The sequence below is a fragment of the Coprococcus phoceensis genome, assembly GCF_900104635.1.
Classification (GTDB): domain Bacteria; phylum Bacillota; class Clostridia; order Lachnospirales; family Lachnospiraceae; genus Faecalimonas; species Faecalimonas phoceensis.
Map to the genome: position 1 here is coordinate 1,922,900 of NZ_FNWC01000007.1, position 14,562 is coordinate 1,937,461.

Below are 14,562 nucleotides of genomic sequence, written 5' to 3' on the forward strand. Positions count from 1 at the left end.
ACATCCCTGGATTATACTTTATATGCTTCTTGTCACATAGTTATATAATATCGGCTTTTCCTTAAATAATCAATAGAAACTTTCCTTATTTTTTCATTTTTTTACTCGTTTGTTGTAACTTCTTCTTTAAAACTGATATCTGAACTTGCTTCATTGTAATATTCCATATCGAGCACGCCTGTTTTTCCCTCTAATTTTTCTAAAATAGGTGGAAGCTGAACCACTTTTTCGTCAAAACGGCTTCTTCCAAGACGCACACACACATTTTCAAAGTACAGATCCATGCTGTTGTCTTCCCACACAATGCGATCCGGCTCCAAATCATTTTTCTTTATCTCTTTTGTCAACTCCACAATATAAGAGAATACTTTCTCATTATCCACAGAAAGCTTTTTGTACTGTTCGATCGTTTCGGTTTCCAGTCCTTCTATCACCGGTACCCCATCCATCTTCTCAGTACTTTTCAGAAGCACAAGCCCTTCTTTGTCAAAATATACATACTCATTGTCTGATACTATGCAGCCAATCATCTTTTTCTCTGTCACTTTTACTTTTAATGCCCACGGAGCCGAAAGCCCTACCTCTACTTTTTCCAGATATGGCGGCATCTTATAGGAACCAAACTTAAATTTCCAAAATGCATACAACGCATTCGAAGTGTATTTATCTTCCCGAACCCACTCTAGCACCTCATTCTTTTCACTGTACTGCGTTCCTTTTACATCTATCTTCTGCACATGAAATAAAATCAATGTAGCTACTACTATGATAGCGATCGTCAGTATCAGCACAACAACCGCATATAAATAATATCCAATTTTACTTTTTTTCTTTTTTCTTTTTTTTCTCGGTCTTTCTTCGATCTCTTCTCTTTCCTGCTCCATCTTTTTCCTCCTGTCGTTTCTTTTCTATTCTATCAGATTCGATACACTCAGGACAAGCCCCATTTCTAATAGAAGAAACATAACCGAAGTTCCTCCATAACTGATAAACGGCAGCGTGATTCCTGTATTTGGTATCGTGTTGGTGACAACTGCAATATTGAGTATGACCTGAATCATCATATGCGCCATCGCTCCGGACGCGATCAGCGCCCCAAACAAATCTTTTGCATGTGTGGCAATCATAAAAAAACGCCAGATTAAAATCAGAAATAAAAGAATAATAAATGACGCTCCCACAAGACCTAATTCTTCACAGACAATGGAAAAAATCATATCATTTTGCGCCTCTGGAACAAATCCAAGCTTTTGCACGCTTGCCCCAAGACCTCTTCCAAAGAGACCGCCCGAGCCAATTGCAAACAATCCCTGCAATGTCTGATAGCCTTTTTCATATTTTTCCGGATTCCTCCAAATTGCCAGCCGTTCCAGTCGATAGCTCTCAAGCGCCAGAAAAATCCCCATAAATCCGGCGCCGCTGACACAGAGCCATACAAACTGTGCATACTTTGGACTTGCCACAAACACAAGCACAGCGCCAATTCCAAGAATAATGATTGCGGTGCTTAAATTACTCGCCCCCACAAGTCCTACGATCGGCAAAATCAGAAGCATGACAAACAGCAAATATCGCATTTGTTTCATTTTTCGCACATTCTTTGTGATCACACATGCCAAGAATAAGATCACTGCAATCTTTGCAAATTCTGAAGGCTGAAATGACAAAGGTCCGAAAGATAACCATCTTTTGGACCCATTATACTCATCACCTACAAGCAAAACAGCTACAGACAGCATTAGCGCCGTAATATATGCCGGCACTGCAAATTTCTGCCAAATATGATAATCGATATTCGCCATAAAAAACATCAGTGCCAGTCCAAGCGCCGTCGCAAATGCCTGTTTTTTCAAATAATAAAACCGATCGTGGAATTTTACCTGTCCGTTGTAGGCACTTGTACTGTACAAAATAACCAACCCTATGATTACCAGCAGGAAAACAACTGCGAGAAGGCTGTAATCATATCCTCTCTTTTTGTTCTGCCGCGTCAATATAAATCCACTCCCCACTTATAGACAATTTACAAGTTCTTTGAATTTATCTCCTCGTTCCTCATAGTTTTTAAACATTCCCCAGCTTGCACATGCCGGCGATAACAAAACTGCATCCCCAGGCTCTGCCGCCTCAATACATTTCTCTACTGCTTCCTCAAAAGAGTCTGCCATAACATATGACACAAATCCAACTCTCTCGGCTGCTTCTGCAATTTTCTCTTTTGTTGCCCCGACTAATACGAGGAGTTTTACCTTCCCGTCAAACGCCTGAATCCATTCCTCGTACTCAGAGTCTTTGTCATATCCGCCGCCGATCAGAACTGTTGGTCGGTTCATCGCCTGAATCCCTTTGATCGCCGCATCCGGATTCGTACCTTTGGAATCATTGTAATATGCAACACCGTCTTTTTCACGCACAAATTCGATCCGGTGCTCCACTCCCGCAAATTCTTTGATCGTCCTGCGGATAACCTCCATCGGTGTCCCATATGCCGCAGCCATAGCAACTGCTGCCATCACATTCTCGTAGTTGTGTGTCCCAAGTAATTTCAGCTCATTTACATTGCAGACCAGGATTTCTTCGTCCTGCCTCAATATAATATTCCCATCATCTAAATAAATCCCTCTGTCTAGTTTACGCTGACTACTGAAATATAGAACATTCGCTTTTACATTTTCTCCAATTTTTCTTGTCACTTCATCTTCGTAATTCAGTACACAAGTATCTTCTTTCGTCTGATTTTTGGCGATATCCTCTTTTGCCTTGATATACGCTTCCATCGTATGATGACGGTTTAGATGATCCGGTGTAATATTTAAAATTGCACTGACTTTCGGGCGAAATTCATGGATTGTCTCCAACTGAAAACTACTCATCTCAGCCACCGCCACGCTGTCCTCTCTCATTTCTAACGCAGCTGCCGTGTATGGATTTCCGATATTTCCAACCACAAATACACTCTCTTTATAGTTCTTCATAATCTCTCCCAAAAGTGCAGTCGTCGTCGTCTTTCCATTGGTTCCTGTGATTGCAAGCACATCGCCTTTTCCATATGTATAGGCAAGCTCGACCTCTCCCCAGATCGGAATTCCCATATCACGCATCTTTAAGACAACCGGAAGGTCTGTAGGCACTCCAGGACTCATCACAACAAGATCAAGCGTCTCCATAACCTCCTCTGAAAGTTCTCCCAAAATGATTTCTGCTTTTGTATCGTCACCAAGCTGTGCTTTTAACACTTCTTTGTCGAGTGTCTCTTTTCCGTCATATAAAACAACCGATGCTCCAACCTGTTCTAATAATTTTCCTGCTCCGATTCCGCTGATTCCAGAACCAAATACAAGTACTTTTTTATTTTTCATATCCATATCGTTCCTCCTGCATTTTTCTATATCGCCATAAGTGCAATAAGACATAAGATTGCCGTAACAATCGAAAACACGGCCACAACCCTCGTCTCAGACCAGCCACAAAGTTCAAAATGATGATGGATTGGCGCCATTTTAAAAATGCGCTTTCCACCGGTCTTTTTAAAATAAGTTACCTGAATCATTACCGACAGTACTTCAATCAGGTAAATCAACCCTACAATCGCTATAAAAAACGGCATCTGCAGCATATAAGCCGTCGATGCGACAAAGCCCCCAAGCGCAAGAGAACCTGTATCCCCCATAAACACACTCGCCGGATATACATTGAACAACAAAAATCCAAGCAACGCGCCCACGACTGCACAAGTAATCGGTTCAATCCCGCTTTTTGTTCCAATTGCCACAACTGTAAAAAACGTTGCCACCAAAACCGTCACACTGGATGCAAGACCATCCAGTCCGTCTGTGAAATTCACTCCATTGACCGTTCCAATCACTACAACAAACAAAAGCGGAAGCGCAAAAATTCCCCAATCCAAATATTTTCCTTCCGAAAACGGAATCAGCCATGTGAGCGGCACATCTGTAAACCGAACAATATAATAAGCAAATATTCCCGTCACCAAAATCTGCAGTGCCATTTTCTGCTTTGGATACAGTCCGTCAGACCGTCTCATCACAACTTTCAAATAATCATCTAAAAATCCGATCATCCCAAATCCAAGTGTCACAAACAAAATCGGAATCACTTTCGGGTAATCTTTTATATAAATCAGAGACGTCAAAACGATACTCGCAAGAATGATCACGCCTCCCATTGTCGGCGTCCCCGCTTTCTTTAAGTGTGACTGCACACCTTCTTCTCGCTCTGTCTGCCCCATCTTCAACTTTCTAAGTATCGGGATCACAACCGGTCCCATAATCACACTCAAAGCAAATGACACCAGTACCGGTATCACCATTTTATAATCCATACCACACCTCTTCATCTCTTTAGTTATTCTTCTATAACCTTATACAGTATACAACTATTCCCCTTCCTTTTCAATCCCCAGATACGGCAGGATATTTTCAAAAATGTCCTTCACAACCGGCGCCGCAATGGTACCTCCATAATAGATTCCCTGTGGATCATGTATGACAATCATTGCCAGCACCTGCGGATTATCTGCCGGTGCAAATCCGATGAATGAGGAAATATATTTCTTTGCACTTCTCGGAAGTGTCTGAGACGTAGCTGTCTTTCCGCCGATTTTGTATCCTTCAATATAAGCATTCTTTCCTGAACCTTCCGACACGACGCTTTCTAATATCGTCCGCATCGTCTCCGACGTCTCTTCTGACACCACATTTTTTCGTTCCTTATACTCAAATATTTTCTCATGCTTTTCCTGTTCATTAATCACTTTCACCCCAAAATGCGGAGTCACTCTCCTGCCACCGTTAATCAGAGAACTGACCGTGGTTGCCATCTGAATCGGTGTAATCTGAAATGACTGTCCAAAAGTCATCGTTGCCAGTTCCACCAACCCGACATTTTCTTTTTTATGCGTAATTGTTCCCGCCTCCCCCGGAAGATCTACTCCCGTCTTATCCATCAGCCCAAACTGCTTAAAATAATCATAGTATTTATCTACCCCAAGACGAAGTCCGATGTCGATAAATACAGGATTGCAAGAATTTTGTACTCCCTGCACAAAGGTCTCAGACCCATGTCCGCCGACCTTATGACATCGAATTTTTCGATCCTCTACAATCCGGTAGCCCGGACAGTGAAACGTATCGTCAAGCTTCACTACCCCTTCTTCCAGACACGCAGATGATGTAATAATTTTAAATGTAGATCCCGGTTCATACGTGTCATTGATACAGCCGTTTCTCCACATTTGATTCAGAAGATCCTGTTTTTCTTCCGCTTTCACACTTTCATCAGATACCCCTGTCGTCTCTAAGGAAAAAGGATCATTCAAATTAAACTCAGGCACATTCACCATTGACAGGATTTCCCCATTTTGCGGATTCATAACCAGAACAGACACCCGGTCTGCCGCCTTTTCTTCCATCACTTTTTCCGCCGCCTGCTGTGCATATTTCTGAATATTATAATCCAGACTAATCTGCAATGTATTTCCCGGAATTGCCTCTTTTCGATCCTCCGCGATTCCCTCCAGCTCAATTCCTCTCGCATCGGTTGTTGTCAAAATCATGCCATTGATCCCCTTTAGATACTCCTCATATTTCACTTCAAGACCGATAATCCCCTGATTATCTCCTCCTGTAAATCCAAGCACCTTTGAGGCAAGTTCATCATATGGATAATAGCGTTTAAAATCTTCATCCACCTTCACTCCGTCCAGCTCATATTCCCGTATCCGATCACCTATCTCCTTGTCTACATTCGTCTTGACACGCTCCATAGAAGAAACCTTTTCCACACGCTTGCGGACGATTTCCGGTTCAAGTTCCAATTCCTCTGATAATACCCGAATTACCTTTTCTTTGTCTTTGATCTGACTGTGGATTACGGAAATGGTACACACCGTCTTATTGGTTGCAAGCACTGTCCCATTCCGATCAATAATTTCTCCCCTCGCCGCCTTGATTTCTCGTTCTCTTTCGTGCAGCGCTTCTGCTTTCTCCTGATAATATTCTGCGTCAAATATCATCAGATATACAAGTCTCCCAATCAGTCCAAGCAACACAAGCATCGCACATACAAAGACGACCATAATCTTTTTACGGTTATACGTCTTATTTTTCATATAAAAAACCTCATAAAAGTTATTGTTATAATTTATTAACGCTTTTATGAGGTTATTCTACCTTTATTCTTCTGTACTTTCTGTTGCTTTCGTAATGTTCAAATACGGAAATGCTTCCGTCATAATATTTCTCGCCAAATCTGTCACATAACTGCTGTTTGCCTGATTCTCCACATTTGGCTCATCAATGATGACATATACAAGCACTTCCGGATTATCTACCGGCGCAAATCCCATATAAGAAAGCAGATGCTTACCACTTGTTCGCGGAATTTTCTGTGCCGTTCCGGTTTTCGCACCGATGTCATATTCTTCCACCTGTGCATTTTTTCCGGTTCCTTCCGTCATTGTTTTTCTCATATATTCTCTCAGCGTCTTGCTGGTTTCTTCCGAGATGGTCTTTTTTAACAATACCGGATCTTTGTTTTCAATGATATTTCCATTCTCGTCCTGAATTTGTTTCACAATATGTGGCTCATAATAATTTCCACCATTGATCAGAGACGAAAATCCTGCTACCATCTGAGTTGCTGTCACGGTAAAACTCTGTCCGAATGAACTTGTCGCAAGATCAATCTGTTTCATATCTTCTGCAGAAAAAAGAAGTCCCTCTGCTTCTCCCGGAAGATCGATTCCGGTTGTCTCTCCAAAACCCAAAATACTCTGATATTTTACAAAGTCTTCTACACCAATTGTCTCTGCCATCTGCATAAGCGCAACGTTGCAGGAATTGGCTATCGCATCTTCTATTGTCTGAATGCCGTGTCCGCTTAACTTATGACATTTTACAGGACTTGGATATCCCGGAATCATCAATGAACCTGTACAATTGTAGGTTTCATTTCCTGTAAGCTTTCCGGTCTCAAGCCCTGCTGCAACGGTAAACGGCTTCATCGTCGAGCCCGGCTCAAATGCATCACTTACACAGAAATTCTTCCAAAGTGAATTCATCGCATCGAGCTTTTCTTCATCTGTCATTGCATCCAATTCTTCCTGAGTATAGTACGCAGACAAATCTCTTGGATTATTCAAATCGTAATTTGGATAAGATGCCTCAGCCAAAATCTCTCCGGTATTCGGGTTTGCAATGATAACAGCTGTATTCAGACTGCCTTGTGCATTCTCATCTTCCCCACCTTTATGTTCATCGTTGAACGCTTTGATATGTTTCTCCACAATGCTTTGCAGTGTGACATCAATTGTAGACACAATTGTGTTGCCATTGATTGCAGATTTCACGGTGCGCTCCAGTGAAGAATCCGAATCCAGATATCCATATTCCCTTCCATCTGTCCCATTCAAAATACTGTTATAAGATGCTTCCAGCCCCCCGTTCCCAACATTTCCGGACACGGTAAAGCCGATTACATCCGATGCAAGCGTGTTGTACGGATACGTTCTCACATAATCCTCTTCCAGCCACACTCCCGAAATATATGCATACTCTTCTTTGTCATCTTCATTTTCTTCCATCGCTTCAAACGCCTGTGCCTGTGCATATGTGGCGCCTTTGAGCATAATGTTGTAACGCCCGTCCGGATTTTCCTCAATTACTTTGTCGACCGCTTCTTCCGTTATGCCAAAGCACTCTTCAAGCGCCTTCTTCGTCTGACTGATCGTTTTGTTCTTTTTCTTCTCATCCTCAGATGCCAGCATGACCTTTGCATCCAAAATCACATTGTAAACACGTTCACTCGTTGCGATTTTCGTTCCGTTTCGATCCAAAATATCCCCTCTTTTAAACGGAATCACTCTACTGTCATACTGTTGCTGTTCCAATACAATTTTTGTATATTTTTCGCCATTTGCTGCATTGATATACGTAATTCTTCCAATTAAGAAAACAAAAGCTAGTATGATTGCCCCAAACAACATTACTAGCTTTTTTTGCATCTTTTTGGGAAACTTCTGTCTCGTATATCGCACTCCTCGTTTTTTCTTTGACATCATTTCACCCTTATTTTTCTACTTTATCTGAACCTGCAAGAACACCGCTTTTCGGTATATCTTCATATTGTTTTACTGTGTTGCTTGTCGGACTTTTGTACTTGATGATCTGCTCTGGGCTGGCATACACCATTCCCAGTTCATTGATTGCTTTCTCCCTGATTTCTTCCAGATTGACCGAATTCAAAACAGCATTATATCTCGTTGTATTGTCTTCTTTTAAATCTGCAAGCTCTTCCTGAAGAGACGCAATATTTCTTGAGCGACTGGTAATTTCAGACTGCAGCTTTAAATATCCTGTACAGACAATCAATGCCGCAATTGCTGCAATCGCCAAAAACACAACATATCCGGCACTCATATGTAATGCCTTATTTCTATTCTTCCGCACCTGCCGGCTTGTCTGCCTGGGCTTGTCCGGAGAAATATGTTCTTTTGTCTTTGGAAGTGTTTCTTTTCGTATGGTATTTCCATATACATATGCCATATCACTCACCCCATTTCTGATTATTTATCTCCCTGTTACTTTCATTAAATTATAAGCCCTGCACTATGTGCGCTCAAAGATACGCAGCTTTGCGCTTTTTGATCGGCTGTTCTCCTCTAACTCTTCTGCACTTGGCAAAATTGGTTTTCTTGTAATAACTCTCCCCTTCGACTCATTCCCGCATACACATACCGGAAAATGAGGCGGACAGGTACATGGGTTCTCATTCTTCCTGAAAATCCCTTTTACAATCCTGTCTTCTAATGAATGGAAGGTAATGATACATATCCTTCCATCTTTATTCAATAACTCAATCATGTCATCCAGACTTTCTCTCAGCACTTCCAGCTCCCTGTTCAATTCAATACGAATTGCCTGAAAGGTTCTCTTTGCAGGATGTCCTGCTGTTTTTTGAAATTTCATCGGTATGGCACGTTTGATGATCTCTATCAATTGTCCAGTAGTTTCGATAGGACCTTTTTCTCTCTCCAGCACAATATGCTTTGCAATATTTTTCGCAAATTTATCTTCCCCATAATCACGAATAATCCGAAAAAGATCCATCTCACTATATTCATTGACGATGTCTTTGGCCGTCATCTTCTGACGCCTATCCATTCTCATGTCCAAAGGAGCATCTACCCGATAGGAAAATCCCCGTTCTGCCGTATCCAGTTGATAGGAGGATACGCCCAAATCAAGCACAATCCCATCTACCTTGTCAATGCCTAATTCTTGAAGCTTCGACTTCATATCACAATAGTTGCTTCTGACTATCGTAACTCTCTCCCCGAAGTCGATTAGTCGGCTGCCCGCTGCCTCTATCGCAGCTTCGTCCTGATCTATTCCTATAAATCTCCCCTTGTTGTTTAAATGCTTACACACTTCATAAGCGTGTCCGCCGCCACCAAGCGTTCCATCTACGTAAATGCCATCTGGCTTGATGTTCAGACCATTTACTGTCTCTTCTAACAATACTGATTTATGCTCAAATACCATAATTACCTCCAAATGTAGTCAAAGCCTTAGATTCCAAGTCCTAACTCCTCCATCTGACTTGCGATCTCGTCCATATCTTCTTCTACAACAGCATTATTTTCATCCCATTTTGCTTTATCCCAAATTTCCACTCGATCTAGCACTCCTACTAAAACGACTTCCTTTTCCAATCCCGCAAAAGTTCTGAGGGCAGAAGAGATTAATACCCTGCCTTGTTTATCAAGGCCGCCATCCACTGCACTTCCCAAAAAGAAACGTGTGAAAGTTCTGGCGTTTTTATTTGTCAGCGGTAAGGTTCTTAGCTTTTCTTCAAAGATTTTCCATTCATTATTTGGGTACAGGAACAGGCAACCATCCAATCCTTTTGTGATGACAAAGTCTTCACCCAGGATATCACGAAATTTAGAAGGGATAATTAATCTGCCCTTCGCATCGATACTGTGATTAAATTCTCCTGTCAACAATGAAAACACCTTCTTTCGAAATGGTACTGCCACTTGTCTACCATTTCACACCACTATTCACCACTTTCTACCACCTAAAACCATTGTAAACTACTTTTCCTGCCATTTCAAGCATTTTTTATAAGTTTGTGTAAACCTTTCACAAACTTTTCACAAACTTTTCTTCCATAATAAAAAAGAACTGACACGCAGTTCTTTTTTCATTCTCTATTCTGTCTCTGTTCCGTTCAAACTATCTATATAAGAGTCAATCGCACTGTAATCTACTTCTGCTGTCTGGCGCGGTCTGCTGCTTTCATACATGCTATATGCAGAATATCCAATCCATCCAACCAAGCCGAGTGCTACTATTCCTACTACACATTTTCTAAAAAAATGCTTTCTCTTTTCTTTCTTCATCATCGCTTTTCGGTTTGCTTTTTCTTCCTTGTAACGTGACACTTTTTCCTGACTCATCTTTCATCCTCCGTCCGCTTTCTTATATTGAGACAATAATTCCTCCGTCGCTTGCATACATGGAACTGATTCCCTTTGTGTCAAGTATGATAACATCTCTCACATGAATCTTTTCCTCAATCATCTTTCTCACATCATTGGCACGTTCTTTGCAATTGCAATGGGCAATCGCAAGTATCTTATTCTCCGGATCTTCAACCTTTTCAACAAGAGTATCCACAAGCTTTACAAGCGCTTTCTTCATTCCTCTCGCCTGACCAATCTGATAAATAGTTCCCTCTTCTGAACCGCCCATAACTGGCTTAATATTCAACGCTGATGCCACAAGCGCTTTCACACCGCTTAGCCGTCCATTCTTGCGAAGCGTCTCTAATGATTCTAACACAAAATATGTATTTTGTCTCGCTATAAATTTTTCTACAGCTGCGATAACCTGTTCAAATTCCATTCCCTGCTCTTCGCATTCTGCAATCTTCTGTGCGATTAATGTCTCCCCGATTGAAGCGGAACGGGAATTAAATACATAAATCTGCTTTTCGCCATGTTCTTCTGTGTATAAATTCTTCCCTAAAACCGCACTGTTATAGGAACCGCTCAGTTCTGCCGACAATGTCACTGCATATACACGCTGTGCATCACACTGATAACTTTCCATATATCGTTCCGGGGATGGGCAGGATGATTTTGGGCATTCCGGACTTTCTGACACTCTTTTTAAAAAATCTGCCTGATCAAATGTCTCATCATCTACAATATGATGTCCTCCCACTTCTATACCTAGGGCAACACTTTCAAAAATCCCGCTCTCTTTCATCTCTTTTGTCAATTCGCCGCAGCTGTCTACAATAATTTTATAACTCATCAATCTTTTCCTCCAAAGCACCGTACGATATAGTTTTTAATACTACATATTATTATATCATATTTATGTATATTTGAAAAGACCTTTCTTTATTCTTCAAACCGAATACGACTTGACACACCAAGAGCGATTCCCATCTCTATCATCAAAAACAAAATCGAAGTCCCCCCATAGCTGATGAACGGGAGTGTAATTCCTGTTGTCGGAATCAGATTCAGCACAACACACACATTAAAAATAACCTGTAATGCAATGTGTGCAAAAATTCCAATCACGATCAAAGATCCATATAGATCCGGAGCATTCTGTGCAATAAACAACAACCGGTACAACAGTATTGCAAACAATACCAATACGATAATCGCTCCAAATACACCTAGCTCCTCGCAGATAATAGCCAGAATCATATCATTTTGTACTTCCGGAATAATCATCTTCTGCGCACTGTTTCCCAGCCCTTTCCCAAAAAATCCGCCGGAACCAATCGCATAAAGCCCCTGCACAACCTGAAGTCCGCCATCTGAGGCATATTTCTCCGGATCCAGCCACACAAGAATCCTCTCCATACGAAAACCCCCACTTGATTCCAGATACTCGCCTAAAAGGTGAAGTCCCGCATATCCAACAATACAGGCAGCAATTCCAAGTACAACAATAGGAGCTGATTTCGGATAGACAATGATCAGCATAATGCTCACAATTCCAAGCACGATGATTCCCGTACTCATGTTATCTGTCAGCTTATACACTCCGAGCGCAGCTGCCACTCCCCACGCAAATATCTTAAGCGCCTCCTTTGGTTGTTTCACCTTGCTTCCCGCCTGACAAATCAGGTATGGGATAAATAGGATAATTGCGATCTTCATCACTTCTGAAGGCTGCATCTGCTGCCCAAGCGGCAGTCTGATCCACCTTCTTGCACCGTACACCTCAATTCCAAGAGGCGTGAGCACCAGCGCCATCAGGACAAACGCCACAATATACAAAATCTTTGAACGCTTTGCATACCAGTGATAGTTAATCTTCGCAACTACGAGCATCACGAACACACTCGCCAGACTGATCAGCGCCTGACGTTTAAAAAAATACATGCTGTCCCCATATTTAATCTGCGCACGATAAGAGCTTGTACTATAAAGCATGACAAGCCCAAAGCACATGAGAAAAATGACAATTGCCAGCAGACTGTAATCGAAATACTGAACAACACCTTCTTCTACCTGCTTTTTTTCTTTTCGTTTTTCCCTTTGTTTTTTACGAGTAGTCACATTTACACTCCCCATCGAATTCTTACTGCCCGTTATTCATAGATGGATGTATCGGTTTCCCATTTGCAAAATATCTGTCATACCACAATAAGAAAATATATACCGTCCATATCTTACGGCTGTTATCCTGCTTTCCTGCTTTATGTTCTTCCAAAAGTTTCAGAAGATACGATACATTAAAGAACTGTTGTGCTTCTTTTGATGAAAATTGCGTTTTTACCCTATTATAATATTTCTCTTCCTTGAGCCATACACGAATCGGAATCGGGAAACCAAGTTTTTTCTTTTCTGCAGTCTTGCTGCGAATGACTCTCTCCGCTGCCGCACGAAGCGCAATCTTCGTCTTTGGCGCGTCCACCTTATACTGAAGCGGAAGCGTCTGCGCCAATTCCAGCACTTGTTTATCCAAAAATGGGACACGCACTTCCAAAGAGTTTGCCATTCCCATCTTGTCCCCTTTCATCAGGATATCATGCACAAGCCAGAGATGAATGTCCAGGTACTGCATCTTTGTGACCGGATCTTTTCCTTTTACTCTCTCATAGATCGGAGCAGTCACTTTCATGCAACCCGGTTCAAATCCTTTTTTAATCGCTTTCTTCGCCTCTTTTTCTGTAAATATCTTCGCATTTCCAATATAACGCTCTTCTAGCGTTTTTCCGTGACGCATCAAAAATCCGCGTCCCTTCATCGACCTTGGCATGCAGTTTTCCGCAAATGCCCCTAACATCCTGCGGATAAATAACGGCACTTTGTTAAATCCGGTGTACTCAAGAGGCTCACAATAAATATTATATCCACCGAACAACTCATCTGAACCTTCTCCTGACAGAACTACTTTTACCTTTTTGGCGGCCTCCTTACTCAAAAAGTAAAGCGCAATCGCTGCCGGATCCGCCACAGGCTCGTCCATATAATACATAATATCAGAAAGCGCATCCCAATACTCATCCGGTTCAATAATCTTGCTGTCGTTCTTCATATGAATACTCTTTGCAAATTCTTTTGCATCATGAATCTCACTGTATTTCTCTTCCCCAAATCCGACTGTGAACGTGCGGTCAACCTGTCCTAAATAAGCCATGTAGCTGGAGTCCACACCGCTTGAAAGATAAGATCCAACCTCCACATCACTGATCTTATGCATCTCTACAGACTCTTTCATCACTTTCTCGATTTCATCCACAACCTCATCAAATGACTTGTCCGTATCTCCTGTAAAATTCGGTTCAAAGTATCTTGTAACCTCAAGCTTTCCATCCTCGTAAGTAAAATAATGTCCCGGCTGGAGACAATATACCCCTTTAAAAAAGGTCTCATTTGTAGGCACAAACTGGAATGATAAATAATTTCCCAGTGCCTCCTCATTAAATACTTTATCGAATTTCGGGTGTTCCACAAACGATTTGATCTCGGAACCAAATAAAAAACTTCCGTTCATCTGTGCATAGTAAAATGGTTTGATACCGAAAATATCTCTCGCGCCAAACATTTTTTTCTTTTCTCTGTCCCAAATTACAAACCCATACATTCCACGAAGACGGTCAACCAACGCTTCTCCCCACTCCTCATATCCATGAAGAAGTGTCTCTGAATCGGTATGTGTCTTAAACTCATGTCCCGCCTCAATTAATTTTTCTCTCAATTCCTGATAATTATAAATTTCTCCATTAAATACCAGTACTTTTGTTCTATCTTCATTATACAGCGGCTGGTCACCTGTCGAAGAGATATCGATGATACTCAAGCGTCGAAATCCAAGCGCTGCATCGTCATCTAAAAACGTCCCTGCACTGTCTGGTCCACGATGTACAATGGTATTCATCATATTTTCAAGCACCTGTTCTTTATTCTCGATTGCTCCTACAAATCCTGTAAATCCGCACATGTATTGTTCTCCTTCTATTTTCCTTCTGTTTCATTCTTGCTGTCTTTTGTTCACGCAGCGC

At 41.6% G+C, this 14,562-nt stretch carries 13 protein-coding genes; all 13 read right to left on the reverse strand.

The annotated features are described in order from the left end of the window. Window positions 1–101: 101 nt before the first annotated feature. The 13 genes from BQ5364_RS13000 to asnB all read right to left on the reverse strand — a co-directional run bounded on the left by BQ5364_RS13000 (window position 102) and on the right by asnB (window position 14,501). Window positions 102–884, reverse strand: a complete 783-nt coding sequence (locus tag BQ5364_RS13000; protein ID WP_071144424.1) for a cell division protein FtsQ/DivIB — start codon at window positions 882–884, stop codon at window positions 102–104. Window positions 885–908: 24 nt separating this feature from the next. Next, window positions 909–1,994: an FtsW/RodA/SpoVE family cell cycle protein gene (locus BQ5364_RS13005; protein ID WP_022251215.1), complete on the reverse strand. Its 1,086-nt coding sequence runs from the start codon at window positions 1,992–1,994 to the stop codon at window positions 909–911. 18 nt (window positions 1,995–2,012) lie between these two features. Next, window positions 2,013–3,365 carry a UDP-N-acetylmuramoyl-L-alanine--D-glutamate ligase gene (gene murD, locus BQ5364_RS13010; protein WP_004611112.1) on the reverse strand — a complete coding sequence of 451 codons (1,353 nt, stop codon included), beginning with the start codon at window positions 3,363–3,365 and terminating at the stop codon, window positions 2,013–2,015. Between the two features lie 20 nt (window positions 3,366–3,385). After that, on the reverse strand, window positions 3,386–4,342 hold the full coding sequence (gene mraY / locus BQ5364_RS13015; protein ID WP_022251217.1) for a phospho-N-acetylmuramoyl-pentapeptide-transferase: 957 nt from the start codon (window positions 4,340–4,342) through the stop codon (window positions 3,386–3,388). Between the two features lie 54 nt (window positions 4,343–4,396). Next, on the reverse strand, window positions 4,397–6,130 hold the full coding sequence (locus tag BQ5364_RS13020) for a peptidoglycan D,D-transpeptidase FtsI family protein (RefSeq protein ID WP_004611114.1): 1,734 nt from the start codon (window positions 6,128–6,130) through the stop codon (window positions 4,397–4,399). Window positions 6,131–6,193: 63 nt separating this feature from the next. Then, complete coding sequence (locus BQ5364_RS13025; protein ID WP_207646122.1) at window positions 6,194–8,080, reverse strand: peptidoglycan D,D-transpeptidase FtsI family protein; 1,887 nt, start codon at window positions 8,078–8,080, stop codon at window positions 6,194–6,196. A 7-nt stretch (window positions 8,081–8,087) separates the two neighbouring features. Then, on the reverse strand, window positions 8,088–8,564 hold the full coding sequence (locus BQ5364_RS13030) for a hypothetical protein (RefSeq protein ID WP_004611116.1): 477 nt from the start codon (window positions 8,562–8,564) through the stop codon (window positions 8,088–8,090). A gap of 63 nt (window positions 8,565–8,627) precedes the next feature. Further along, on the reverse strand, window positions 8,628–9,563 hold the full coding sequence (gene rsmH, locus BQ5364_RS13035) for a 16S rRNA (cytosine(1402)-N(4))-methyltransferase RsmH (RefSeq protein ID WP_004611117.1): 936 nt from the start codon (window positions 9,561–9,563) through the stop codon (window positions 8,628–8,630). 26 nt (window positions 9,564–9,589) lie between these two features. Then, window positions 9,590–10,027 carry a division/cell wall cluster transcriptional repressor MraZ gene (gene mraZ / locus BQ5364_RS13040; RefSeq protein WP_022251219.1) on the reverse strand — a complete coding sequence of 146 codons (438 nt, stop codon included), beginning with the start codon at window positions 10,025–10,027 and terminating at the stop codon, window positions 9,590–9,592. Window positions 10,028–10,234: 207 nt separating this feature from the next. Next, window positions 10,235–10,483, reverse strand: coding sequence for a hypothetical protein (locus BQ5364_RS13045; protein ID WP_004611119.1), 249 nt, complete (start codon window positions 10,481–10,483; stop codon window positions 10,235–10,237). A gap of 22 nt (window positions 10,484–10,505) precedes the next feature. Next, a complete protein-coding gene (locus BQ5364_RS13050; protein ID WP_004611120.1) occupies window positions 10,506–11,345 on the reverse strand; it encodes a DegV family protein in 840 nt (279 codons plus the stop codon). Between the two features lie 89 nt (window positions 11,346–11,434). Next, a complete protein-coding gene (locus BQ5364_RS13055) occupies window positions 11,435–12,628 on the reverse strand; it encodes an FtsW/RodA/SpoVE family cell cycle protein (RefSeq protein ID WP_071144426.1) in 1,194 nt (397 codons plus the stop codon). A gap of 7 nt (window positions 12,629–12,635) precedes the next feature. Further along, entirely contained in the window at window positions 12,636–14,501 is a 1,866-nt protein-coding gene (gene asnB, locus BQ5364_RS13060) for an asparagine synthase (glutamine-hydrolyzing) (protein ID WP_004611122.1), read from the reverse strand. Window positions 14,502–14,562 lie beyond the last annotated feature (61 nt).

Excerpts from the sequence above, each read along its gene's own strand:
- BQ5364_RS13000 (WP_071144424.1), bottom strand. The coding sequence starts at position 884 with ATGGAGCAGGAAAGAGAAGAGATCGAAGAAAGACCGAGAAAAAAAAGA.
- murD (WP_004611112.1), bottom strand. The coding sequence starts at position 3,365 with ATGGATATGAAAAATAAAAAAGTACTTGTATTTGGTTCTGGAATCAGC.
- mraY (WP_022251217.1), bottom strand. The coding sequence starts at position 4,342 with ATGGATTATAAAATGGTGATACCGGTACTGGTGTCATTTGCTTTGAGT.
- BQ5364_RS13020 (WP_004611114.1), bottom strand. The coding sequence starts at position 6,130 with ATGAAAAATAAGACGTATAACCGTAAAAAGATTATGGTCGTCTTTGTA.
- BQ5364_RS13025 (WP_207646122.1), bottom strand. The coding sequence starts at position 8,080 with ATGATGTCAAAGAAAAAACGAGGAGTGCGATATACGAGACAGAAGTTT.
- BQ5364_RS13030 (WP_004611116.1), bottom strand. The coding sequence starts at position 8,564 with ATGGCATATGTATATGGAAATACCATACGAAAAGAAACACTTCCAAAG.
- rsmH (WP_004611117.1), bottom strand. The coding sequence starts at position 9,563 with ATGGTATTTGAGCATAAATCAGTATTGTTAGAAGAGACAGTAAATGGT.
- BQ5364_RS13045 (WP_004611119.1), bottom strand. The coding sequence starts at position 10,483 with ATGAGTCAGGAAAAAGTGTCACGTTACAAGGAAGAAAAAGCAAACCGA.
- BQ5364_RS13050 (WP_004611120.1), bottom strand. The coding sequence starts at position 11,345 with ATGAGTTATAAAATTATTGTAGACAGCTGCGGCGAATTGACAAAAGAG.
- BQ5364_RS13055 (WP_071144426.1), bottom strand. The coding sequence starts at position 12,628 with ATGGGGAGTGTAAATGTGACTACTCGTAAAAAACAAAGGGAAAAACGA.
- asnB (WP_004611122.1), bottom strand. The coding sequence starts at position 14,501 with ATGTGCGGATTTACAGGATTTGTAGGAGCAATCGAGAATAAAGAACAG.